This is a genomic window from Photobacterium sp. 1_MG-2023 (assembly GCF_030547945.1).
Taxonomy (GTDB): domain Bacteria; phylum Pseudomonadota; class Gammaproteobacteria; order Enterobacterales; family Vibrionaceae; genus Photobacterium.
Map to the genome: position 1 here is coordinate 15190 of NZ_JAUORR010000007.1, position 22759 is coordinate 37948.

Genomic DNA, 22759 nt, shown 5'->3' on the forward strand with positions numbered 1-22759 from the left:
ACAGACTCAGGCGTTTTCAGAGCAGCGGGATCGAATCGCAATAATTTAACCAATTTTCCCGGTATCAATCAGTTGCTGGATCAGCGGCCGCATAATCAGCTCCATCGCGAAGCTCATCTTACCGCCCGGCACCACTAGCGTATTATGACGGGACATAAATGAGCCCTGAATCATCGCCAGCAGATAGGGGAAGTCCACATTCTTGATGCCGCGAAAGCGGATCACCACAAAGCTCTCATCCAGGCTGGGAATGGCTTTCGCACTGACCGGGTTCGAGGTATCCACCGTCGGTACACGCTGAAAGTTAATATGGGTACGGGAGAACTGCGGGGTAATGTAGTTCAGGTAATCGTCCATCGACCGGACAATTGATTCCATCACCGCTTCTCTGGAGTGGCCCCGATCGCGCGTATCCCGCACAATCTTCTGGATCCATTCCAGGTTAACAATGGGCACCATGCCAATCAGCAGATCCACATGCTGGGCGACATTCACATCCCCATCGACGACCCCACCGTGGAGTCCTTCGTAAAACAGCAGATCTGTGTTTTCCGGCAAATCCTGCCAGGGCGTGAATGTCCCCGGCATCTGATTGTAGGGAACGGCCTCATCAAAGGTGTGCAGATAGCGGCGGAATTTGCCGCTGCCATCTTCACCATACTGACGGAAAAAGTTTTCCAGTAACGCAAAATCATTCGCCTGACCGCCAAAGTAACTGATATGGCGACCCTGCTCTTTCGCTTTGCGGATTTCCACATCCATTTCCGGGCGGGTAAAACGATGGAAACTATCCCCTTCCAGCCAGGCCGCATGAATGTTCAGCATATTGAACATCTTGCGAAAGGCTTCAGAAGTGGTGGACGTCCCTGCACCGGAAGAACCTGTTACTGCAATAATCGGGTGTTTTGCAGACATGACATACCTTGTCGTTTATCCAAACGGAACAGTTATTAACAGGGCAATTGAAAGCCGTCAAGTTTCAAGGGCCTGTCTTCCGGCGTCAGCTTCCGTTTTCTGACGCCGGTTTCAGTTTCACACATTTATTCTGAATGCAGTGTCCGACGCAGCTTGATATCCACGGTTTCGTGTAATTCAGAGTACATAATGACTGCCTCGCCACACGCCAGTTGCTGCCGGACCCGGTTCACTTTCTGCTCAAGACTCAGCTCACGCACGCCGTAATCCGTCCCTTCCCGCAGCACAAAATGTTCAATCAGATTGGTCAGGGTGTCCGGGTCGATCTCTTGCCAGGGAATGATCATACAACTTACCTGATATTCACCGTTCGCGGCATTTAAGCCGCAACAATTTCATAAGAATGGGTCAATGCCACGCCTTTGCCCAGCATCAGGCAGACAGAGCAGTATTTTTCCAGCGACTCTCCCACAGCTTTCGCCACGGCCGCTTCGTCCAGATCATGACCCGTGACCACAAAGTGCAGGTTTGCAGATGTGAAATAACGCGGCGCCTGCTCGCGGCGAACTGAACTGATCTGCGCTTCACAGGCCGTAATCGCCTGTCCGGCAGTTTTCAGGCCGTCGACCACATCGACAGAGCTGCAGCCGCCTGCAGCCATCAGGACCAGTTCCATTGGACTGGGTGCGGTGCTGCCGCCGTTCCCGTCCATCACCACACTGTGACCTGAGTTTGACTGCCCAATGAAAGTCAAACCTTCTACCCATTTAACACGTGATTGCATGCAATACTCCTTACATCAAAAAACCGGATTTAATCACTAAGTCACAACGGTGTGATCATGTGCACAGTAAAGTGTCCAAAATGTTCATTTATCCCCGCGCAATATCAAGCAAAGCGTGACGAAAAAAGTTAAACTCATGGTCTGAATGTTCACATGCGCTTGCAGCCCAGCCGTTGACTGAATATGCTAGTTGGCAAACAATCGTATTGTTCTACCCAACCCCAATTCAAGGAATGACGCCGTTGGGCAACACACTGCAGAGGAAGTAAGTAATATGGTTCCAGGTAAACCGCAAACAGATCCAACTTTGGAGTGGTTCCTTTCTCACTGCCACATTCATAAGTACCCTTCAAAGAGTACACTGATCCATGCTGGCGAGAAAGCAGAGACCCTCTACTACATCGTAAAAGGCTCCGTGGCCGTTCTGATCAAGGATGAAGAAGGCAAGGAAATGATCCTGTCCTACCTGAATCAGGGCGACTTCATCGGTGAACTGGGCCTGTTTGAAGAAGGCCAGGAGCGTACTGCCTGGGTTCGTGCGAAAACCCCTTGTGAAGTAGCAGAAATTTCCTTCAAAAAATTCCGTCAGCTGATTCAGGTCAACCCGGATATCCTGATGCGTCTTTCTGCGCAGATGGCACGTCGTCTGCAAGTCACCAGCCAGAAAGTTGGCGACCTGGCTTTCCTGGACGTCACAGGCCGTATCGCTCAGACGCTGCTGAATCTGGCAAAACAGCCAGATGCGATGACTCACCCGGACGGTATGCAAATCAAAATCACCCGTCAGGAAATCGGTCAGATTGTTGGCTGTTCCCGCGAAACCGTTGGCCGCATCCTGAAGATGCTGGAAGAGCAGAACCTGATTTCTGCCCACGGTAAAACCATCGTTGTTTACGGGACTCGCTGAACCAATGGGGCTGCAGCCCCTGAAATGATGCAATCAGTGTGAGTACTCAAAAAGCCGCCATGGCGGCTTTTTTTGTTTCCGAAAGCTATACGCCAGAGGCTCTCTTCGCGTTGCATCCGGATTCTCTAGGCGTATCACATTATTCCGGTTGCCTTCCTCTCCTCCCTTGCTACATTTGGCATATCAGACCGATGTGGATGCGACGAGATGGATATCGAACGTTTTGCCCCGAATGCACAGCACAGCCAACTGCCTCCCCGCCCAGTGATCACCATGGGCCGCTTCCTTGCTTCTTCCGTAGAAATGACCGGCTTTCAATCGCCCCGCCAACTGCTAGAGCAAGAGGCAGATGTGTGCCCGACCGATCTTTCAGCACGAGAAGATGATTGGATGCTGCCTCTGGATCGCCAGCACTGAACATCCGTTTCTGTTCTGTCGCAGCTAAAAAAACAGCGGCCCTGGGGCCGCTGATTACGTTTTCTTTTTCAAGAGTCCGTTACATGTTCGTACTTTCGAAGATCTTGTCTGCCGAGGCTTCCACAAAGCCAGGGTAAAGTTCTCCGTCTGCCTGCGGATAACGCTTGGCAAACTCGTAGAAGCCACCCGGAATCGTGCGGACACCGTCCGTAAAGGCAACATCAACTCGATCAGCCATGGTCGAGGACTGCTCCAACATGACTTCCGGGTTTCCTTTCACTTCACCACCAGAGGTGTTGATGCTGAAGCCATTGTGGCGCAGCAGGCTGTTCACTGCAGAGACTTCGGTAAACTGCTCCAGCTGATTCACACTCACGGTGAAATGGTTGGCACCATAACCGTGTGCTGCAACCCAGCCAGCGTACTCGCTCTCTTCCGCCAGTTTCTCGTAGGTTGCAAAATCCAGCTCCCACAAGCGACCGCCGTAGAGAAAGCTGCCGTTATCCATCGCACCCTGAGGAATTTGCTTCACCAGACTGCGCACGGTATTTTGCAGATCCGCAGAGCACTGACCCACCAGCAGCTCACTGATAAACACTTTCGGTGCAGCCGGATTCGGATGCTCAAAATGTTCAGCGTACAGCTTTTTCTTTTCGAAATGGTAAGTCCCACACGGCTTGTAACCAATCGCAATGAAAGGTGCAGCCAGCACATCCAGACTCACACCCGGCAGATTAAACGTCCGCAGAGCGATATGATCGTTGAGCAGCGGATCATCCTCTGTCAACAGATCATGTACCTGTGCAGCCGACGGGCAAAGACGGTTTGTGAAGTCCTGCCACAGGGCATCAAACAATTTTTCCACTCTTTCCATGATGCGGTTCCTTCGAAAATACGGGTTTGCAAATTATAGCTGGATTCCCGGAGACAGCTGAGCAGGCAATTCGGTTGCCTCTCCTTCCATAGAAGCCATCGGATACGCGCAGTAGTCTGCCGCGTAGTAAGCACTTGGACGCAAGTTACCAGATGCCCCCGGGCCACCAAACGGTGCATCACCGCTGGCACCCGTCAGCTGACGGTTGCGGTTCACAACACCGGCGCGGATATGATCGATGAAATACTGCCACTCGCTGTCATCGTTCGAGACCAGACCGGCAGACAAGCCGTAGCGGGTGTTGTTTGCCATCTCAACCGCCTGAGTCAGATCCGTATAGCGCGCTACCTGCAACAGCGGACCGAAGTACTCTTCATCCGGCAGTTCTGCAATCTGGCTGACTTCGATGATACCCGGTGTCACGATCGCACCCTGACCCCGTTCCGCTTTCAGCAGTGACACACCGCCCATCTCCGTCAGACGCGTCTGCGCTGCGATGATGTTGTCTGCGGCCACCACAGAAATCTGCGGGCCCATAAATGGCTGTGGTTCTGCAAACGGGCCATCCACATGAATGGCTTTGGCAGCTTCAACCAGCGCGGCAATCAGCGCATCCCCTTCCGCGCCTTCAGGCACGTACAGACGACGGGCGCAGGTACAACGCTGACCGGCACTGATAAAGGCAGACTGAATGATGGTGTAAACTGTCGCTTTCAGATCGCCGTAATCTTTTGAGATCACCATCGGGTTGTTACCGCCCATCTCCAGCGCCAGCATCTTGCCCGGCTGACCGGCAAACTGACGGTGCAGGATGTGACCTGTATTGGCACTGCCGGTAAACAGCAGGCCATCAATGCCGTTCGACTGAGCCAGCGCTTCACCAGTCGCACGAGCGCCCTGAACCAGGTTAATCACGCCCGCAGGCAGACCAGCCTGCTCCCAGAGTTTGATGGTTTCTTCTGCCACTTTCGGCGTTAGATCCGAAGGCTTGAAGACCACGGTATTGCCCGCCAGCAAAGCCGGAACAATATGGCCATTGGGCAGGTGACCCGGGAAGTTGTAAGGGCCGAAAACCGCCATGACACCCAGTGGACGGTGACGCAGCACCGCTTTGGTGCCCGACACATCTTTTTCGCGCTCACCGGTACGCTCGTTGTAAGCACGCAGAGAAATCGCAATTTTACCAACCATGGCACCCGCTTCAGTCCGGGTTTCCCACAAAGGCTTCCCGGTTTCTTCTGCGATCGTGCGGGCAATATGTTCGCTGTTGTCTTTCACCAGGGCAGCAAAACGCTCCACAACTGCCTGACGCTCCGCCAGACTGGTTTTACGCCAGTTGATCAGTGCTTCCCGGGCGCTGGCAACGGCCTGCTCCACCTGCTCGGCGGTCGCGCTTTTGCCTTCCCAGATCACTTCACCACTGAATGGGTTGAGCGATTGCATCGCATCACCCTGACCAGCTTGCCAGTTACCTGCAATCCATTGTGTCATCTTGTATTCCACCCTAGTTATTGGGCAATCAGGCGAACCTGATCCCCGTTTTTCACTTCTAATACCTGAGCCATTTCCGGAGAAATGATGGCCAGATTTCGCTCACCATCCAACGCGGCTTTGCCAACCGTCGCACGGAAATCGGCAAAGCGGGTATTGCTGATGATGTAATCATGAGAGCTGTGATGCTCACCAATTTCAACCGTGCAGCGCTTCGACGCCCGCACAGATTCAATATGGCGAACATCACATTCAACCGTTGGGCCAGCGTCAAAGAGATCCACATAGCCACGATTGACAAAACCTTCCGCTTCCAGCAGCTTCAGCGCCGGGCGGGTGTTGTCGTGGACCTGACCGATCACCGCCTGCGCTTCTTTGCTCAGCAGGTTGACGTAGATCGGCAGCTTTGGCATCAGATCGGCAATAAATTCTTTGCGGCCAATCCCGGTCAGATAGTCGGCTTCTGTAAACTCAATCGAGAAGAAGTGCTCTTTGAGCCACTCCCAGAACGGTGAATTGCCGTTGTCGTCAGAGACACCCCGCATTTCAGCGATCACAGTGTCTGCGAAACGGTGGCGATGTTCTGCCAGCATGAGGAAACGGCACTTGGACAGTAAACGCCCATTGAGGCCCTGACGCCATTGCGGGCGCAGGAACAAGGTGCACAGCTCACTCACACCCGTGTAATCATTACCAAATGTCAGGACCTTCAGCACTTTATGCACATCCAGATGATGTGAATTATGGACCAGCGTGCTGAGGTGATACGTATAGAAAGGATTGTCCAGACCAACGGCCGCTTCCAGGGCTGTGGTTCCAGCAATTTCACCTGTCTCTGTGTCTTCCGCCACCATGAGGTAGCCTTCCGGGCCAGGTACAGTGACGTCTTTATGAAAGCTGTCAACGGAATGAGCGATCCGGTTACTCAGGATCTCTTCATTCACGGGCAGTGATGTAAAGCCGTGGCCTGATTCTTCGGCGCACGTCATCAGTGCAGGTAAATCAGCTTTTTGAATCGGACGTATAACCAGCATCGAACTCCCTCCTGATGCAGGTAGCAACACAGGTTGCTAACTCTGAATATCTAGTTTTCTTGCTCTTCTAACAACGACCCCGGGAACAGGCCCGGGGCAGTCAAGACGGGACCAGCATCCGACCGGCCCCTCATTGTTTTTATTGGTTGTACAGCTTGGCGATTGCACGCTCCAGACGCGCCATGCCTTCTTCGACATCCGATTTTTCAATCACCAGCGACGGTGTGAAACGAACGACGTTTGCGCCGGCAACCAGGACCATCAGACCTTCTTCGCCCGCAGCCAGCAGTACATCACGCGCACGGCCCTGCCAGGCTTCGTTCAGTGCCGCACCCAGCAGCAGGCCTTTACCGCGCACTTCTGCAAAAATCGGGTACTGTGCATTGATTTTCTCAATGCCTTCACGGAACCACTGCTCACGCTCTTTCACGCCAGCCAGCACTTCAGGTTTTGCCACTTCGTCGACCACGGCTTCTGCAACGGCACAGGCCAGCGGGTTACCACCGTAAGTTGAGCCATGCGTGCCGATCTTCAGGTGCTGTGCCAGCTCAGTCGTTGTCAGCATGGCACCAATCGGGAAACCACCCCCCAGAGATTTCGCGGTGCTCAGGATATCCGGCGTCACGCCCAGCCCCTGATATGCGTAGAACTCACCGGTACGACCGTTACCCGTTTGAACTTCATCGAAAACCAGCAGTGCATTGTGCTTGTCACACAGTTCACGTACGCCCTGGATGAATTCTTTTGTCGGAGAAACAATCCCGCCTTCACCCTGCAGAGGCTCCATCATGACCGCACAGGTGCGATCAGAGATGTGCGCTGCCAGCGCTTCCAGATCGTTGTACGGCAAATGGGTCACTGCCTGAGGCTTTGGACCGAAACCATCGGAATAAGCCGCCTGGCCACCCACGGTGACGGTAAAGAAAGTACGACCGTGGAAACCTTGTTTAAAGGCGATGATTTCATCTTTTTCCGGGCCAAATTTGTCAGCAGCATAACGACGGGCCAGTTTCAGTGCCGCTTCGTTGGCTTCTGCGCCAGAGTTTGCGAAGAATACTTTCTCAGCAAAACAGACTTCAGTGAGTTTCTTCGCCAGACGCAGTGCAGGCTCGTTGGTCATCACGTTACTCAGGTGCCAGATTTTGTCTGCCTGATCTTTCAGGGCGGACACCATAACCGGATGGCAATGACCCAAGCAGCTCACCGCGATACCACCGGCGAAATCGATGTACTCACGGTCATCCTGGTCCCACACACGGGCACCTTTTCCTTTCACCGGGATGATTTGCATTGGGGAGTAACAAGGCACCATGACCTCATCAAAGGTTTGACGTCCTACTTTTTGTTCCGTCGCCATCATACTTTCCTTCTGTGTATATCGCTTTGCGCATAGTATTTACATAATTTTAACCGATTCCAATAGCAGAAAATGTTTTTTACAGTCCTGTAACCTTCATGGTTTTCTACTCCGGTTACATATTTATGCGCGATGAAGGAAAAGTTATTAAGACTAATTTCAGGAAAGGTGTTTTTCCCTGTAGGAATGAATGCCCCTGTTCAGGATTTGGTCAACTGCATAAGCTTGCGGCGGGTAACGGATAAAAATAATTCAGTTAATGTTGAGAAAAGTGACGTTGATCGCGCTTGTGAGACAGTACAAAACCGCCAAAAACAGGCATTAGACAAACTAATCGGACATTAGCGAGGCCCCATCTGACAGGGCCTGCGCGTAAATTCAGATTGTCGATACAGCGCGTTTCAGGAAGTTGGCCAGCAACTGATGGCCCTGCTCAGTGAGAATACTTTCCGGGTGAAACTGGACCCCTTCCAGCGGCAGGGTTTTGTGGGCAATTCCCATAATTTCGTCGCGTTCACCGTCCCGTTCCGTCCAGGCGGTAATTTCGAAACAATCCGGCAAAGTATCCGGCTGGACCACCAGTGAATGATACCGTGTGACGGTAAGTGGATTGTTCAGTCCGGAGAAAACACTGCGGTTGGTGTGGATCACGGGAGACGTTTTACCATGCATGACCTGGCGGGCACGCACCACTTTGGCCCCGAAAACCTGCGCAATCGACTGATGGCCGAGGCAGACGCCCAGAATCGGCAACTGACCGGCAAAATGTTCGATGGCAGCCAGAGAGATCCCGGCATCATCCGGCGTACAGGGGCCAGGCGAAATCACCAGGTGGGTCGGCGACAAGGCTTCGATGCCGTCAATATCAATCTCATCATGACGCACGACTTTGACCTCTTCGCCCAGTTCACAGAAATACTGGTAAAGGTTGTAGGTAAAAGAGTCGTAGTTATCGATGATTAACAGCATAAAATGTCCCTGCCCTGCGTGAAACGGCGCCCTATTTTGCAACAGAGAGGGAGAAAGGCAAGCAGGATCGCGCCCGGCTTGCCTTTATCTCATCAGAAACGACTGATATTAGTGTTTCATCCGGCAGCTTACACCGTTATACACCGCCTTCAGGCGCCCGTTCAGTTTCAGTGGCGTGTAAGAACATGGGACTTCAAACACACCGTAGGCCAGCAAGCTCAGGCTCACCGAGTCGCCCGCATGAATACCCACATGATTCAGAAAACGATTGTCTTCACGGTAGTGGCGTTTCTGCCCCGGCATCAGCCAGAACTGCGTGCTGTCCCAGTACCAGCGATTGAATACCGGATACACCGGATGCAGACTTTTGTTTTTGAAGGTCAGGTGGAAACCCGCGTTCCCCGGCTGTGGGTATTTCAGGCTGACAATCACAGGATCATGGTCCGATGCGGAATAAGGCCCCTGTGACTTCGCCAGATCACCGCTGTAACGATCGGAATATTCAAACAGCGTACTTTCAACAGAGTTGATGTGCCACTCTTCAACCCCGGCCACTTTCCCGGCCAGCGATGCATTGGCAAGTGCATGGTCCAGACTGCCCAGCTCTCCGTCATAACTGTATGAGTACGCCAGTGTGTCATGACCCTCAGTCGCCAGATTCACCAGACCCAGGCCTGGTCCGGCCTCAATGCCGGTTTCATGCAGGACTTTCCCGGCCACGGAGGTTCCGGAAGCAGAGACAATTTTCCGCGAGGCTGTTGCTGGTGCGTAGTCTGTCAGCACTCGGATCGGATCTTCTTTGGCGTAAGCGTTCATATCGCCCAGCACCAGTAAGTCGCCATCCACATGTTTCAGCGCATCCGACAGCACCATAGCCGCCGAGACACGGAAAGCATTACAGTGGCCCTGCAAATCCGCCGGATCGGTATCATACTCACCGCTGATCCAATCTTCGTAGCAACCTGAGCCTTTTGATTTCAGATGGTTCACCACCACCGTCAGCGGTTTGGCATCGTCGATCCCTTTCACGGTAAAAGACTGCATCAGGCTGTCGCGCTGGAAGACTTCCAGCGCTTTTGACTCACCCTGCGGGTTAGTCCCGGTCAGTTGCTGCTTGGGCATTCGGATCACCTGAGCAGCCTGAGCTGGCTCTGCTTTCGCCGGGCGATAAATCAACGCCACGGTAATGGCGTCTGTGCCCAGGAATTTGCCCTGATACAGATCAGCCTGCTCAATGGTGATATAGCGGTAGTGGTCCGCCGGATCATTGAAGGCTTCATTGAGTGTGGACACCAGGTTTGCCAGCGCGCTGTCTTCGGCAAACCCATTGTTTTCCATTTCCATGATGCCCACGATATCTGCATCCATGGCCGCCAGCGCATTAACAATCTTCGTGCGCTGCAACTGAAAATCAGCCTCAGTTTTCGCCCCGCGGTTACAGCCTTTCGCCGCATCTGCATCGGCCTGATCTTTACATCTGGCATTCAGCGGACCGCCGATATCGCTGTCACTGGTGAAGAAGTTCAGGACATTAAAACTTGCGACTTTCAGTTGAGCATCCGGCACCACCTGAGGCGCGACCGTCCGGTCACTGGTGTGAATGAAGTCAGCCGCTGAAACCGTATTGGTCGGGATCAGGCGATATTCGCCATAACTGTAGCCAATCACCCCTTCGAGGTTCACGACTGTATCGCCAACGCGAATATAGCCCTGTTCAGCATCCAGCCCCGGGAAATACGGGATCACCCCATCCGGAGCTTTGGCATCGGTATCAATATAGAGCTGGTTTTTGTCGTTCGCCGCAGCCAGCACTTTGGCGGCTTCACTGCCGGCCACATGCAACTGTGTCGGTTTGACCAGCGGCGCTTCGTGCGACAGCACCATGTTGTTACGGTAAGAGTCGTAATCAAAGCCAAAGTTACGGGTCACTTTGAGATCACTGTCCTCGTTCAGACGCACACGCATGCCTTCATAGCGTTCCATCGCATCGGCCAACTGCTCTCCGTCTTCCAGCTCAATGGCAACCGGAGACGGCACCCCGCCTGAGGATTCAATTTGCACTTTGCCTTGTTCTGCCACCAGCTGAGTCAGATCGTAATGTTCTTTCACTTTGGCTTGCAGGCAAACGGTCATGCCCGGCTGGACATCTGCCGCGACTTTACCGCCGGTATAAACAAAAATACCGTCCGAGGTTGCAGGATTCTCATCCCCTTCCGCGTCCTGTAAGAAAAATCCTTGATACAGGCTCTGGGTGGATGCCGTCACGACACCACGAACGAAATACGCTTCATCGCTGGTGTACTTGCCTTCCGGGATCATCGGGCTTTTCAGTCCGTCGCCCTGAATGTCATAGATTGGGGTCAGCGTTTGCGCGTCACAGCTAAAGGTGTCCGCCAGCGCGTGCACAGGCAAAAAGCCCATGGCAGCGACGAATGGCAAAAGTTGGGTACGAAGCATTGTCTGCAATCCTTTACATTTATTGAGAGGTATATCTAAAAAGTCATGCATTATTTAGCAGAGATACATCTCATGAATGTGACAAAGGTTACAAATAAGTCGCTTACGCACTAAAACGCTTCGTTTTGGTGATCTTGCTCCAAAAAGAAACCTCATAAAATTGTGCACGACGGGCATAAAAAAAGCAGAAGGCAATGCCTTCTGCTTACAGTTGTTCGCTGAGTGTGAGCTGAGCGTTAAGGGCGGTTCACAAAACCAACGGCTTCGTACACTTTTTTCAGCACTTCTGCGGCGCGGGCAGATGCTTTTTCTGCACCTGTCTTCATGACCTGATCCAGCAGTGCGCGATCGTTGCGGTATTCATGGTAACGGGCCTGCAGCGGCTCCAGCATGGCAACCACAGCTTCTGCGGTATCTTTTTTCAGATGGCCATACATTTTGTCGCTGTATTCCGCTTCAATATCGGTCAGAGGCTTGCCCGTCACACCCGACAGAATGCCCATCAGGTTTGACACACCCGGCTTGTTTTCAATGTCGAAAACCACACGTGGTGGCTCTTCAGAGTCAGTCACCGCACGCTTGATCTTCTTGGTAATGACTTTCGGGTCTTCCAGCAGACCAATCACATTGTTACGGTTATCGTCCGACTTGGACATTTTCTTCAGTGGATCCTGCAGGCTCATGACGCGGGCACCCACCGGCGGGATATAAGGTTCCGGCACGATAAAGGTATCGCCATACAAGTTATTGAACCGGATTGCGATGTCACGCGCCAGCTCCAGATGCTGTTTCTGATCGTTCCCAACCGGCACCTGATGTGCGCCATACAGCAAAATGTCTGCCGCCATCAGTACCGGATACGAAAACAGACCCGCGTTGATGTTTTCTGAGTGACGCTGAGATTTGTCCTTGAACTGCGTCATCCGGTTCAGTTCACCCATCTGAGTGTAACAGTTCAGAACCCACGCCAGCTGCGCATGCTCCGGTGCATGAGATTGAACAAACAGCGTGCTCTTTTCCGGGCTGACACCCACGGCCAGACACAGAGCCAGCGCATCCAGCGTGGCTTCACGCAGAGCAGCCGGATCCTGACGCACGGTAATCGCATGCAGGTCAACCACACAGTAATGGCAGTTATAATCATCCTGCATTTGTTCCCACTGACGCAGCGCACCCATGTAGTTACCAATACTTAACTCACCGGAAGGCTGTACGCCACTAAATACAATGGGTTTACTCATGATGGGATATTCCTGTTTTTCCTAAACTTATCCGGTAACACCTGTCACCGGACAAACGATATGACAATAAATGATTGGACTCGACCGGCTCAGCTCAGAGTCACCACATCCAGCAGTTGGCTGAACTGAGTCAGCACCCGATCCGGGTTGCTGTCGCTGATTGGCTGGCCATAGTTATAGCCGTAAGTCAGGCCGACAACATAGCATGAGGCTGCCTGTGCTGCCAGAACATCATTCCGGGAGTCGCCAACCATCAACATCTCTTTGCAACTCACGCAATGTTTTTCCATCAGCCAGTGCAGTGCGTAGGGATCCGGTTTCTTTTTCGGGAAAGTATCGCCACCAATCACATCGGCAAAATAATGATCGATGCCGTACTCTGCCAGAATATGTGGCACGAACTGAAACGGCTTGTTCGTCACGATAGCCATCGGCATCCCCGCCTGATGCAGTGCTTCCAGCGTTTCTTTCACTCCCGGATACAAAATCGTTTTCTGATGCCCGCCTTCCTGGTAAAAGCGGTTGAACATCGCGAGCGCTCGCTGATGCAAAGCCGGGTCCAGTTCAGGGTCTAAATCAATACTCTGGCTCAGCGCACGGCCAATCAGAATTTCGGCACCGTTCCCGATCCAGGCTTGTACCTGAGCTTCTGTGACGCCCGGCAGGCCCAGTGCCTGCATGGTTTTATCTGCGGCATCTGCCAGATCAGGCACGCTGTCGAGCAGCGTACCGTCAAGATCGAATGCAATCAGCTTGATGTTGTTCATTTTCATCCGCGATTCACCTTCGCCAGCTCGGCACGCATTTCATCGATCACAGCTTGATAGTCCGGTTCACCGAAAATGGCCGAACCTGCAACAAACATGTCGGCACCGGCTTCTGCGATCTCACGAATATTTTCGACCTTGACCCCACCGTCGATTTCGAGGCGGATCGCCTGGCCGGACGCTTCAATTCGTTCGCGTACCTGGCGCAGTTTTTCCAGCGTATGCGGAATGAAAGACTGGCCGCCGAATCCCGGGTTCACCGACATCAGCAAAATCATGTCCAGCTTATCCATCACATGATCCAGATAATGCAGGGGCGTGCCCGGATTAAAGACCACACCGGCCTGACAGCCGTGGTCTTTGATCAACTGCAGGCTGCGATCCAAATGCTCTGTCGCTTCGGCATGAATGGTGATCATCGTGGCCCCCGCTTTGGCAAAATCCGGAATAATCCGGTCGACCGGTTTCACCATCAGGTGAACGTCAATCGGAGCAGTGATGCCATAATCACGCAGCGCTTTACAGATCGGCGCGCCAAACGTGAGATTCGGGACGTAATGGTTATCCATCACGTCAAAGTGAATCACATCAGCGCCCGCTGCCAGCACTTTTTCAACGTCTTCACCCAGGCGGGCAAAGTCAGCAGACAAAATGGAAGGAGCGATCAGAAAATCCGTCATGTTCAGCCTCTGTACTCAATTGGTTTCCCCGGACTTCACCGAGGCGGATATGAGGCAAAATTCTACCCGATCTGGGCCGGGATGTCTTATACCAATCAAAGTCAGTCAATGATCAGAAATAGCGCAGGGGAAATGTTTGAGAACAAGGCAAACTTTTTAGATAAGTAGTTATTCTACAATCAAAAAATTTAACGCAGTGATCGAACAATTGAACAAGCTAGGATGACCAGTGATTGACTGCGATTGGTATTAGGCTCTGTTGCGCTTTCACCATTGATTTTTGTCCGGGATAAAAACGCAGAGACGGCTATGCTATAAGAAATGAAGTTCAGGCGTTGGTTTCACAAACAGGGAAAAGTCCATGACCAAGTCCTCTCCACGCAAAAAGAACAATGTCTTTCGCAGTGTGGCTGCTGCCATGTTTGGTGTGCAGTCCGATCGGAACCGGCAACAGGATTTCAGCCAGCCCAGCGCCCTGCCGTTCATTCTGGCAGGGGTGGTTTTCATCGTGGTGTTTGTGATGATTCTGGTTGGGATCAGTCAGCTGGCGGCGGGCTGAAAAGCGCCAGGAGTTCGTTGACTTTATTCCGGCCACTACCGTTGCGGCTGATGGTTCGTTTGACCTTCACCACCGACAAGTCCGCCCCGTGATATAAACGCCGGGTCAGTGTGGTGTCATGATTTGAAATCAGCACCGGGATCCCGCGTTGTGTTGCCGTGTTTTCTGCCACATCTGCCAGCGCGGCCTGATCGTCGAGACTAAAACCATTCCCGGCGTAAGAGGTAAAATTCGCTGTGGTTGAAAGCGGCGCATACGGCGGATCGCAATACACCACACTCCCCTTACGAGCCCGGGAAAATGTCTGATGATAGCCTTCGCAGATAAAGGTGGCTTTCTTCGCCTTTTCGGAAAAGAAAATCATCTCTTTTTCAGGAAAATACGGTTTCTTATACGATCCAAAAGGCACATTGAATCCACCTTTTTTGTTATAACGGCACAGGCCGTTAAAGCCGTGGCGGTTCATATACAGAAAATACAGCGAACGCTGATAAGGATCCTGAGTCTGATTGAAGGCTTCCCGAATGGCCAGGTAAGCGCCTTTTTGATTGTATTCCGGCGTGAAAAACGCCTGCGCGTCTTGAATGTAACGCTCAGGTTCATGTTTCAGCACGTTATACAGATTGATCAGATCCGGGTTGATATCGGCCAGCAGATAATCTTCATAATCCGTGTTGAGAAACACGGAACCCGCTCCGACAAAAGGTTCAACCAGTTTACGCGCAGGGGGCAGATGTCGTCTGATATCTTCGACCAGAGAGAACTTACCTCCGGCCCATTTCAGAAAGGCACGCTGCTTTTTCATTTGGTTAACCTACCACCCATAGCGACTGTTTTTGCAAAGGTGGCGGATTGTAACCTATTTCTCACCTGACCCCTACTGCTAGAGCGCATTTATCGCCCTTGTCTGTGGAATTCCTGCTGCGGATTCAGTCCGGATTACTGTGGCCGGTCGATTTCACGATGAATCTGCGTATAAGACTTCACCCAGGGCTGGACAGCCTGCACTTTATCCGGCAATTGCGACTGTGCCTGACGTGCTGCTGCCACCGTGGCAAAATCGCCGGTGACAACAATGTACCAGCGTACACCCTGACGTTGCGTCTGATACACCTGGGCGATCTCCTGAATGCCGTATTCAGTCAGGAAACTGCGGGTCGCTTCCAGAGAATGCATGGCAGCAAGTTGCAGCGCATAATGGCGGCTGTTCACCGCTTTCAGCGTTTCTTTATCTGCCTGCATCGCAGCCTGCAACGCGGCAAAAGGTACAACAGGTTCAGTCTCCGCCTGCGTTTGTGCAGGCGCAGGGTTTTCCGTCACTTCCGGCGCGGTGTCGGATTCAGCTTGTACTTCCGGCGGCGCATTTGTTACCTCCTGAATGGCGGCATTCAGCGCTGCACTACCTGCCACCGCCTGTTCACCGGAGCCTCCGGTTTCCTGTTCGGTGATCATGGCATCGACGAGATCAGACGGCACCACAACCCGCTTACCGGTATCGCCGGATCGGCCAACCGTCAGCCCTTCAAATTCTACCGGCGGCGGCAAGGTGTCTGCGCTCTCGGTATCCTGCGGCAGACCTTCTGACACTTCAGTCTCGGACGTATCCAAGACTGAAGGAGCCCCCTCATCCACCACAAGGGTCGTGTCTGCTGTGACTTCCGGCAGTTGCGTCTCAGATTCGGCCAGCGCCTCATCCATGGCGACTGGTGCCGGTTCATTCGTCTCCGGCTCGCGTTGCTGCGCAGCGTCCTGCCCGGAGGGAAAATACCAGAATACGACCCCAGCAATCACCAGCGCCAGCAAAACAGCCAGCAGTGATAAGGGAGAAAACGTGCGTGACGAGGATGAAGCCATATTTTCGACCTCCGTGCGATTGAGTGCAGTCAGAGCACCCGGTGTCGGGGGAACCTGTTCAGCCTGCGATTTAAGTGTCCGTCGCTGATTGGCATCCAGAGAATGACTGGAAAGCACCAGCTCAAGAAATGTCTGAACTTCCGGTTCGGACAACGGGGGAATTTCCAGCTCCAGTGGCGCCTGCCCCTGCCCATGGGAAACCTGACGTAATGCTTTGGTTAACCGACCAGTCTGACTAAAGAGTAGTACATTGACCTGCCAGTCTGCAGCCGACTGTGCCTTGGTGACCAATGCCCAGAGCTCCCCGATTAACGCCGGACTCAGCATCTGAGCGTCATCGATCACCAGCAATAGCTCAACCGGCTTCCCTTCCAGTAACCGCTCCAGCGATTGTTGTAAGGGATCGGTGTCGTTAAACACGGCATTGGGGATCAGCTGATTGAGCAAGATAGAGCGATGCTGATTATCTTGCTGTGCCGGATGGCACATCAGCAGCGCTTGTCGGGCCTGGCTGCCATCGGCATCGGCCCATTGTTCAAGATATCGTTGGGCCAGCCAGGTTTTACCGGCCCCTTCATCGCCGCTGATTTGGATCAAATGGGAGCCAAAACGGGTCAGAAACTGTACCCGGGAGAGGAGATGGATCTGGCTGTCCAGATCCAGAGACGTCAAAGAAGCGGCTATCGTCATGCAATAATTACAACATCAGGGTTCGATCACCTGACGCAGGAGGTCATGCGGTACATCAGCAACCACTTCAGCACTACCGATTCCGGTTGGCAGTACCAGTCTGAGTTTGCCCGACAACACTTTCTTATCCCGCATCATGTGCTTGATATAATGGTCAAAGGTCATGGTTTCCGGTGCCTGAACCGGTAAGTCCGCAGCCACCAGCAATTGGCGAATATGTGCCGCTTGCTCCGGTGTCAGCAGTCCCAGCAAACAGGCTGTTTGTGCAGCCTGAACAGTACCGGCTGCAACAGCTTCACCGTGAAGCCAATTACCATACCCCATCTCAGCTTCAATCGCATGACCAAAAGTGTGACCCAGATTCAGCAGCGCGCGTACACCTGACTCTTTCTCGTCAGCCGCGACCACATCGGCCTTAATTTGGCAGCATCGGGCAATCGCCTGACTCAGAGCTTGCGGTTCCAGTGCACGCAGCTGCGCCATGTTTTTTTCAAGCCACTCAAAGAAATCCAGATCGACAATCACGCCATATTTGATCACTTCGGCCATCCCGGCTGCAAATTCACGTGCAGGCAGGCTTTTCAGACAATCGGTGTCGATCACCACGGCCTTAGGCTGATAAAAAGCCCCGATCATGTTCTTGCCCAGTGGATGATTCACGGCAGTCTTACCGCCGACAGAGGAATCAACTTGTGCCAGCAGCGTGGTCGGGACCTGAATGAAGTCGACGCCCCGCTGAAAACAGGACGCGGCAAAACCCACCACATCGCCAATAACACCGCCGCCCAAAGCAACGAGCACGACATCACGGCCATAACTGCCTTCGAGCAGAAAGGTCATGATTTGATTGAAGGTATCGAGGTTCTTGTACTGTTCGCCGTCTGGCAGATTCAGCAGGGCCACATCTTTCGCCAACGGGCGAAGCGTGGCCTGCAGTGTCTCAGCATAAAGCGGTGCAACGGTGTCGTTGCTGATGATCACAACCTGGCGACCAGCCACAGAGGAGAAATAGTCCGGATTCGACAGTAATCCGGTGCCAATTGAAATGTTGTAACTTCTTTCACCCAGATTAACTGTAATCCGCTCCATGGCTCGCTGTGTCTCCGTAGTTAACGCTCTTCCAGCATTTTAATGATTTGATTGGCGACGACCTTTGCACTCTGGTCATCGGTCCGTACGACGTAATCCGCCACTTCTTCATACAATGGATTACGCTCCTGCGCAAGCGCTTCAAGCACTTCGCGGGGATTATCTGTCTGCAACAGCGGGCGCTTCTTGTCACGCTGTGTGCGTGCCAGTTGCTTCTCAATGGTGGTTTCCAGATACACCACAATACCGCGGGCAGAAAGACGGTTCCGGCTCTCTTTGCTTTTCACCGAGCCACCCCCGGTCGCCAGCACAATACCCTGCTCCTGCGTGAGATCGTCAATGACCGCTTCTTCACGGGCACGGAACCCGTCCTCGCCTTCCACATCGAAGACCCAGCTGATATCAGCACCGGTTCGATCTTCGATCACAGAATCTGAGTCCAGAAACTCCATATGTAACTGCTGTGCTAGGTGTCTGCCAATGGTGCTTTTACCGGCTCCCATTGGGCCTACCAAGAAAATATTTCGTTTTTCAGCCATGTTTAGCAAATATACGCGCGGTTAAAAAATAGACAAAAAAGCCCACAGGCTTTTGATTTACAAGCCCGAGGCGCCAACTTCCTCACATTTCATTCGTGATAAGACCGAAAATTATCTCAGGACTGACAGCTGTTTGGCAATAGCCAGTCGCCGTCAAGAGGGTGATCTCTGGCAACAGATAGCGCTGTGGGCTGCGTATCACCTCGCTATCGCAGGATTTTTGGCGTGACAAAAATTAATAGCTCTCGCCGTGCATCCCGCTCCATCGTCTGCCGGAACAAGGTACCGATCAAGGGTAAATCCCCCAGCAAGGGGACCTTGCGGACCGACTGACTGAACTGATGCTGAAAAATTCCGCCCAGCACGATGGTTTCTCCATTCTCTACCAGTACCTGAGTGCCGATCCGTTGTGTATCGATGGCAACCGCCTCCCCCGTGCCGGTATTCACCGACTCACCCGGCTTGTTCTGGGTCACTTCCAGATCCAGCACCAGTTTGTCATCCGGCGTGATTTGCGGGGTCACCATCAGGCTGAGCACGGCTTTTTTAAAGGACACCGAAGTCGCGCCGCTGGAAGCCGCTTCCAGATACGGAATTTCTGTGCCCTGTTCAATATAGGCCATTTTCTTATTGGTCGTCACCAGGCGGGGGCTGGAAATAATTTCGGCTTTGTCTTCCGCCTGTAAGGCGGACAGTTCCAGATCCAGCAACTGATCCCCCAGTTTTGCAACCTGAAAAGCGATTCGGGCTGCACCTGCCTGAGCGCCGAGATTCACATTCAGCAGTTCATGAAGCTCAGGGGAGCCCGCCTCCGGATTGAGTGTGGCAAGATTGGCCTCAATCGAGCCTCCGATCGTGAGGTCGCCCTGTATCTCGGACATGGCCCAGCGAACACCCAGATCAGACATATCTCTTTCGTTCATACTGACAATCCGGGCCTCTATTTGCACCTGCCTGACCGGCTGATCCAGCGCCGTGATAATGCCCTGCAAACTCTCCAGATTTTCCACCTGATCTTTCACAATCAATGCATTGGTTCGGTCATCGACATGCAGCGCACCCGAGGCAGTCAGCAGGCTTGGCTGGCCCGCTTTGCCTGCCAGCAAATCGGCCAGTTCTGTTGCTTTCGCATACCGGATAGGTATCACACGCGTATTCAGCGCGGACGAATTGCTGTCGGTCAGCCGATGCTCCGGTGTTTCCATCGCATAATGCGCCAGCTCATCTGGTGTTGCCACTAACATGACATTTTCCTGCCGGACATAAGCCAGCCCCTTCAGGCGTAAGATATGATCCATCGCCTGTGCCCAGGCCACTTCTTTTAAATGCAGCGTGATACTCCCCTGAACGGCGTCCGACACAATCAGGTTGGTCTGCTGGTAATCCGCCATGACCTGCAACAGTTGCCGGACAGGCACATCCTGAAAGTTCAGTGAGATCCGTTTTTGATGTGCTGAGTCGGCCGTCGCTGACGCAGCAACAGCAGAGAGCGGCATCAGTCCGCCGCCCCAGATCAAGGCGAGCAAAATACAATAGATAGGCATGATGAGTGATGTTCCTGAAATTGGATTTACAACGGTGGCTGGGTGAAAACGCGGGAGACAGACAGCGTGTCTTGCAACAGGAGTGTCTCGCGGTGTTGTGTTGCGCAGCCGGCGGGCTCCTGCCATTCAACAACCGTTTGCTTAGGGGTAACTTCAATGACCCGGCGCTTTGGGTCTAAGGCATCCCCAGCGGTCACCCGCATCAATTGCCCCGAACGGTGCAGTACCAATGCCCAGCGGCCTGATTCATCCTGCAGGCTCCCCAGCATCCGGTATCCGCTCTCCCCGTCAGGTTTCACGCAGACGCTGGCCTGATCAGATTCGGCAATCCCCGGCCCCCCAAACATCCGGCGTTCGGGGTGAGCTTCGAAGACCGGCGCTTCGGCCAGAACGAAAACAGAGGCTGAGGCCCAGTAACTGACCAGAAGAACGCAAAGCGCACAGATCCTCATAGCCATGGGAACGGCTCCTGAATACCCGACTGAGGCTCCGTTTGCGCCACATGCCGAGTGGATGACGCATCCCGGTATAAGATCGCACGACCTTTCAGGATCAGCGGGCCATGCACCCCATCACCCGCTTGCAATGACAATGAATGGACAGCAAAGATCCAAGACTGCGCCGCCAGTGTCGCCAAAAAACGCCCCAGCGCGTCATAGGTGCCGCTGAATTCAAATTGCAGTGGCTGAATGCGATACCAGTCCCGCGCTTCAATAGCCTCCCACTGAAGGTGTTGCAATTGCACACCCATCTGAGGGGCCTGTTGTTGCAGCAGGTTCAGCACACCGACCATTCCGGCCTCGTCCGGCAAGCGTCTCAGTTGCTGCTGGAATTGCGCTTCCAGTGCGCCAGCCTGTGCCTGTAATCCCGGCAATTGATTCACCCTGACAACAGCCTGGCTCAGTTGCACCGTGGACGCGGCTTCAGTCAGCACCAGTTGCTGCGTTTGCTCACGCAGTGGGATCAGCAACCAGTAAGCGCCACAGCCCAGCACCACCAAACTCAGGATCAGACAAAAGCACAGCTGATCACGAGCGGGCCTGTCCGCTAAAGTTTCCAACGTCAGATCACGCCAGTCATTCATCAGCCACCCCGTGTCCTGTTGGCGGTAAATCCATCGACAAATAAAAGCGCTGCCCGCCCGCCAAAGCTCCCGGACGCTCGACCGAATTTAACCGGAGCAAACCAGGACCGTACACAGCTTCACTCTGTGACAGAAATTGTGTGATTGCCGCTGCATCCGACGTCTGAGCCACCAGTTTGATCTGCCCCGACGTCAGCGTCAGGCGCTCCAGATAAACGGACGCGGGGAGTAAAACCGGCAATTGATTCAGCAAGGTGATCAACGGAAACCGGTCATGATGCCACTGAGAAAACTGCTCCAGACGGTCGTGATACATCGCCATGTCCTGCTCAAGCGTGGCCACCTGTGCCAGTTGAGGTGCCAGAACCTGCAACTGCTGTACAAGCTTCTGATGACTGGACTGCTGAACCTGATACTGACGGGTCATCACAAGCCAGAGCACCCACAAGATCAGAAAAGCCATTCCAACGCCGCATCCGGCCCATCCGTAAAAGCGGCGACGGTGCGCCCGTTGCTGCATCGCCCGCCAGGGCAGTAAATTGACAGCCATCAACATGCCAGTGCCCCCCGGATCGCCAGGGCAGCAGCTCTGCACCAGCGTCCATCTTCCGGCAGTTGCACTAAGGTCGCCGGAGACTGAAACGGAAACAACTGAGCCGGAGTCAGACGAGAAACGGAGCGACCACCAGGTGAGACAGACTCGGACAATGTCTCAGCGATCTGACCCGGCCCGGCAAACCAGAGGGGCGAACACTCAGTCTGCCCGTCTTCACCAGCAGCCGCCAAATGATGGGGCAGATTCCGGAAGATCGTTTCAGACGTTGCTCCCTCAGCAACATGGCGATGGAATGGTTCCGGGTGACGGTGATTGGCCACCAGTTCCCAACCCCGCTCATGCAGATAAACCAACGCCGGATGCTTCGTGGCAGGCACTGCCCGCGACTCCGCCAGATATTTCAGCAACCAGAGTAATGCCCGGCCCTGCAACTCCATCACCGTCGGGTGAAACCCTGCGGCTTTAGCCTGACCGGAAATCGTTTCAACACGTACCTTTCTGGCGGCAAAGACCCGATAGCGCATGTCCTGTTCCTCTCCTTCTGCGCCGGACAAAAGATAATAGTCGAGCGACAAAACCTCTGGGTCGAGGGCCAGCGCGCGAGCCAGCTCCTGTATCAGAAGACCCGTTAAATCTTCCTCCCAGTGTGATTCAACCGTGATTTCCCGCTGGATGACATCCTGATCCGACATAGATAAAACACAACGCCCGGTTCGCTTTGGAAGCAAGGTCCGTAATTGACGCAAGGCTGACAACAAGGCATCCCCGTAAACGCTATCCTCAACGGGCCTGCCGGCGGACGACGGTCCAGTTTCGTTTTCGGGAAAAAATGGGACTTCTGCATACGCAGACAGTATCAATTGCGTTTTATTTTGCTTCAGCACGACCGCCTTTACACTATGGTGATCAATATCGATTCCGGTCCAGACTGGTTTGTGCAACATAGCGTGG

At 53.3% G+C, this 22759-nt stretch carries 24 protein-coding genes; 3 read left to right on the forward strand and 21 right to left on the reverse strand.

Annotation, left to right across the window (positions count from 1 at the left end; translation table 11 throughout):
* Positions 1-45 precede the first annotated feature (45 nt).
* From Q4579_RS08265 to Q4579_RS08275, 3 genes are all read right to left on the reverse strand, one after another.
* Positions 46-915: a phosphoribulokinase gene (locus Q4579_RS08265; RefSeq protein ID WP_211646437.1), complete on the reverse strand. Its 870-nt coding sequence runs from the start codon at positions 913-915 to the stop codon at positions 46-48.
* A 125-nt stretch (positions 916-1040) separates the two neighbouring features.
* Positions 1041-1262, reverse strand: coding sequence for a YheU family protein (locus tag Q4579_RS08270; protein ID WP_303563168.1), 222 nt, complete (start codon positions 1260-1262; stop codon positions 1041-1043).
* 32 nt (positions 1263-1294) lie between these two features.
* Positions 1295-1699, reverse strand: a complete 405-nt coding sequence (locus Q4579_RS08275) for an OsmC family protein (protein WP_211646439.1) — start codon at positions 1697-1699, stop codon at positions 1295-1297.
* Positions 1700-1973: 274 nt separating this feature from the next.
* On the opposite strand from Q4579_RS08275, the gene crp reads away from it, so the two are divergent.
* Both crp and Q4579_RS08285 read left to right on the forward strand, forming a co-directional pair.
* Complete coding sequence (gene crp / locus Q4579_RS08280) at positions 1974-2606, forward strand: cAMP-activated global transcriptional regulator CRP (RefSeq protein WP_027250650.1); 633 nt, start codon at positions 1974-1976, stop codon at positions 2604-2606.
* 207 nt (positions 2607-2813) lie between these two features.
* Positions 2814-3023 carry a hypothetical protein gene (locus tag Q4579_RS08285; protein ID WP_303563170.1) on the forward strand — a complete coding sequence of 70 codons (210 nt, stop codon included), beginning with the start codon at positions 2814-2816 and terminating at the stop codon, positions 3021-3023.
* A 79-nt stretch (positions 3024-3102) separates the two neighbouring features.
* Here Q4579_RS08285 and Q4579_RS08290 read toward each other — a convergent pair whose 3' ends face one another.
* From Q4579_RS08290 to rpe, 9 genes are all read right to left on the reverse strand, one after another.
* Complete coding sequence (locus Q4579_RS08290) at positions 3103-3897, reverse strand: DUF1338 domain-containing protein (RefSeq protein WP_303563172.1); 795 nt, start codon at positions 3895-3897, stop codon at positions 3103-3105.
* A gap of 33 nt (positions 3898-3930) precedes the next feature.
* Positions 3931-5388 carry a succinylglutamate-semialdehyde dehydrogenase gene (astD, locus tag Q4579_RS08295; protein WP_211646442.1) on the reverse strand — a complete coding sequence of 486 codons (1458 nt, stop codon included), beginning with the start codon at positions 5386-5388 and terminating at the stop codon, positions 3931-3933.
* Between the two features lie 17 nt (positions 5389-5405).
* Entirely contained in the window at positions 5406-6422 is a 1017-nt protein-coding gene (gene astA, locus Q4579_RS08300; protein WP_211646443.1) for an arginine N-succinyltransferase, read from the reverse strand.
* Positions 6423-6561: 139 nt separating this feature from the next.
* Entirely contained in the window at positions 6562-7779 is a 1218-nt protein-coding gene (locus tag Q4579_RS08305; RefSeq protein ID WP_211646444.1) for an aspartate aminotransferase family protein, read from the reverse strand.
* A gap of 378 nt (positions 7780-8157) precedes the next feature.
* A complete protein-coding gene (locus Q4579_RS08310; protein ID WP_303563175.1) occupies positions 8158-8748 on the reverse strand; it encodes an aminodeoxychorismate/anthranilate synthase component II in 591 nt (196 codons plus the stop codon).
* A gap of 108 nt (positions 8749-8856) precedes the next feature.
* On the reverse strand, positions 8857-11205 hold the full coding sequence (locus Q4579_RS08315) for an ExeM/NucH family extracellular endonuclease (protein ID WP_303563176.1): 2349 nt from the start codon (positions 11203-11205) through the stop codon (positions 8857-8859).
* A gap of 236 nt (positions 11206-11441) precedes the next feature.
* Positions 11442-12446: a tryptophan--tRNA ligase gene (gene trpS, locus Q4579_RS08320; protein WP_303563178.1), complete on the reverse strand. Its 1005-nt coding sequence runs from the start codon at positions 12444-12446 to the stop codon at positions 11442-11444.
* 89 nt (positions 12447-12535) lie between these two features.
* Positions 12536-13213 (reverse strand): phosphoglycolate phosphatase, encoded by a 678-nt coding sequence (locus Q4579_RS08325; RefSeq protein WP_303563372.1) that lies wholly within the window; start codon positions 13211-13213, stop codon positions 12536-12538.
* A gap of 2 nt (positions 13214-13215) precedes the next feature.
* The gene (gene rpe, locus Q4579_RS08330; RefSeq protein WP_303563180.1) at positions 13216-13893 is read right to left on the reverse strand and encodes a ribulose-phosphate 3-epimerase; all 678 of its coding nucleotides are present in this window, start codon (positions 13891-13893) and stop codon (positions 13216-13218) included.
* Between the two features lie 361 nt (positions 13894-14254).
* On the opposite strand from rpe, the gene Q4579_RS08335 reads away from it, so the two are divergent.
* On the forward strand, positions 14255-14452 hold the full coding sequence (locus tag Q4579_RS08335; RefSeq protein ID WP_303563181.1) for a DUF2970 domain-containing protein: 198 nt from the start codon (positions 14255-14257) through the stop codon (positions 14450-14452).
* Here Q4579_RS08335 and Q4579_RS08340 read toward each other — a convergent pair.
* The 9 genes from Q4579_RS08340 to pilM form a co-directional block, all read right to left on the reverse strand.
* On the reverse strand, positions 14430-15257 hold the full coding sequence (locus Q4579_RS08340) for a Dam family site-specific DNA-(adenine-N6)-methyltransferase (protein WP_211646450.1): 828 nt from the start codon (positions 15255-15257) through the stop codon (positions 14430-14432). The genes Q4579_RS08335 and Q4579_RS08340 overlap by 23 nt on opposite strands.
* 134 nt (positions 15258-15391) lie before the next feature.
* Positions 15392-16996: an AAA family ATPase gene (locus Q4579_RS08345; protein ID WP_303563183.1), complete on the reverse strand. Its 1605-nt coding sequence runs from the start codon at positions 16994-16996 to the stop codon at positions 15392-15394.
* Between the two features lie 15 nt (positions 16997-17011).
* The gene (gene aroB / locus Q4579_RS08350) at positions 17012-18085 is read right to left on the reverse strand and encodes a 3-dehydroquinate synthase (RefSeq protein ID WP_303563184.1); all 1074 of its coding nucleotides are present in this window, start codon (positions 18083-18085) and stop codon (positions 17012-17014) included.
* Positions 18086-18105: 20 nt separating this feature from the next.
* Entirely contained in the window at positions 18106-18624 is a 519-nt protein-coding gene (aroK, locus tag Q4579_RS08355) for a shikimate kinase AroK (protein ID WP_211646453.1), read from the reverse strand.
* A 206-nt stretch (positions 18625-18830) separates the two neighbouring features.
* Complete coding sequence (locus Q4579_RS08360; RefSeq protein WP_303563185.1) at positions 18831-20168, reverse strand: type IV pilus secretin PilQ; 1338 nt, start codon at positions 20166-20168, stop codon at positions 18831-18833.
* A 26-nt stretch (positions 20169-20194) separates the two neighbouring features.
* Positions 20195-20626, reverse strand: coding sequence for a hypothetical protein (locus Q4579_RS08365; RefSeq protein WP_303563186.1), 432 nt, complete (start codon positions 20624-20626; stop codon positions 20195-20197).
* Positions 20617-21252 carry a type 4a pilus biogenesis protein PilO gene (locus tag Q4579_RS08370; protein WP_303563187.1) on the reverse strand — a complete coding sequence of 212 codons (636 nt, stop codon included), beginning with the start codon at positions 21250-21252 and terminating at the stop codon, positions 20617-20619. Before Q4579_RS08370 ends, Q4579_RS08365 begins: the two co-directional genes overlap by 10 nt.
* On the reverse strand, positions 21245-21802 hold the full coding sequence (locus tag Q4579_RS08375; protein WP_303563188.1) for a PilN domain-containing protein: 558 nt from the start codon (positions 21800-21802) through the stop codon (positions 21245-21247). The genes Q4579_RS08370 and Q4579_RS08375 overlap by 8 nt, the downstream gene beginning before the upstream one ends.
* Positions 21802-22752 carry a type IV pilus biogenesis protein PilM gene (gene pilM / locus Q4579_RS08380; protein ID WP_303563190.1) on the reverse strand — a complete coding sequence of 317 codons (951 nt, stop codon included), beginning with the start codon at positions 22750-22752 and terminating at the stop codon, positions 21802-21804. Before pilM ends, Q4579_RS08375 begins: the two co-directional genes overlap by 1 nt.
* Positions 22753-22759: the final 7 nt, after the last annotated feature.

Coding starts and splice junctions, on each gene's coding strand:
- Q4579_RS08265 (WP_211646437.1), bottom strand. CDS start 915: ATGTCTGCAAAACACCCGATTATTGCAGTAACAGGTTCTTCCGGTGCA.
- Q4579_RS08270 (WP_303563168.1), bottom strand. CDS start 1,262: ATGATCATTCCCTGGCAAGAGATCGACCCGGACACCCTGACCAATCTG.
- Q4579_RS08275 (WP_211646439.1), bottom strand. CDS start 1,699: ATGCAATCACGTGTTAAATGGGTAGAAGGTTTGACTTTCATTGGGCAG.
- crp (WP_027250650.1), top strand. CDS start 1,974: ATGGTTCCAGGTAAACCGCAAACAGATCCAACTTTGGAGTGGTTCCTT.
- Q4579_RS08285 (WP_303563170.1), top strand. CDS start 2,814: ATGGATATCGAACGTTTTGCCCCGAATGCACAGCACAGCCAACTGCCT.
- Q4579_RS08290 (WP_303563172.1), bottom strand. CDS start 3,897: ATGGAAAGAGTGGAAAAATTGTTTGATGCCCTGTGGCAGGACTTCACA.
- astD (WP_211646442.1), bottom strand. CDS start 5,388: ATGACACAATGGATTGCAGGTAACTGGCAAGCTGGTCAGGGTGATGCG.
- astA (WP_211646443.1), bottom strand. CDS start 6,422: ATGCTGGTTATACGTCCGATTCAAAAAGCTGATTTACCTGCACTGATG.
- Q4579_RS08305 (WP_211646444.1), bottom strand. CDS start 7,779: ATGGCGACGGAACAAAAAGTAGGACGTCAAACCTTTGATGAGGTCATG.
- Q4579_RS08310 (WP_303563175.1), bottom strand. CDS start 8,748: ATGCTGTTAATCATCGATAACTACGACTCTTTTACCTACAACCTTTAC.
- Q4579_RS08315 (WP_303563176.1), bottom strand. CDS start 11,205: ATGCTTCGTACCCAACTTTTGCCATTCGTCGCTGCCATGGGCTTTTTG.
- trpS (WP_303563178.1), bottom strand. CDS start 12,446: ATGAGTAAACCCATTGTATTTAGTGGCGTACAGCCTTCCGGTGAGTTA.
- Q4579_RS08325 (WP_303563372.1), bottom strand. CDS start 13,213: ATGAACAACATCAAGCTGATTGCATTCGATCTTGACGGTACGCTGCTC.
- rpe (WP_303563180.1), bottom strand. CDS start 13,893: ATGACGGATTTTCTGATCGCTCCTTCCATTTTGTCTGCTGACTTTGCC.
- Q4579_RS08335 (WP_303563181.1), top strand. CDS start 14,255: ATGACCAAGTCCTCTCCACGCAAAAAGAACAATGTCTTTCGCAGTGTG.
- Q4579_RS08340 (WP_211646450.1), bottom strand. CDS start 15,257: ATGAAAAAGCAGCGTGCCTTTCTGAAATGGGCCGGAGGTAAGTTCTCT.
- Q4579_RS08345 (WP_303563183.1), bottom strand. CDS start 16,996: ATGACGATAGCCGCTTCTTTGACGTCTCTGGATCTGGACAGCCAGATC.
- aroB (WP_303563184.1), bottom strand. CDS start 18,085: ATGGAGCGGATTACAGTTAATCTGGGTGAAAGAAGTTACAACATTTCA.
- aroK (WP_211646453.1), bottom strand. CDS start 18,624: ATGGCTGAAAAACGAAATATTTTCTTGGTAGGCCCAATGGGAGCCGGT.
- Q4579_RS08360 (WP_303563185.1), bottom strand. CDS start 20,168: ATGCCTATCTATTGTATTTTGCTCGCCTTGATCTGGGGCGGCGGACTG.
- Q4579_RS08365 (WP_303563186.1), bottom strand. CDS start 20,626: ATGGCTATGAGGATCTGTGCGCTTTGCGTTCTTCTGGTCAGTTACTGG.
- Q4579_RS08370 (WP_303563187.1), bottom strand. CDS start 21,252: ATGAATGACTGGCGTGATCTGACGTTGGAAACTTTAGCGGACAGGCCC.
- Q4579_RS08375 (WP_303563188.1), bottom strand. CDS start 21,802: ATGGCTGTCAATTTACTGCCCTGGCGGGCGATGCAGCAACGGGCGCAC.
- pilM (WP_303563190.1), bottom strand. CDS start 22,752: ATGTTGCACAAACCAGTCTGGACCGGAATCGATATTGATCACCATAGT.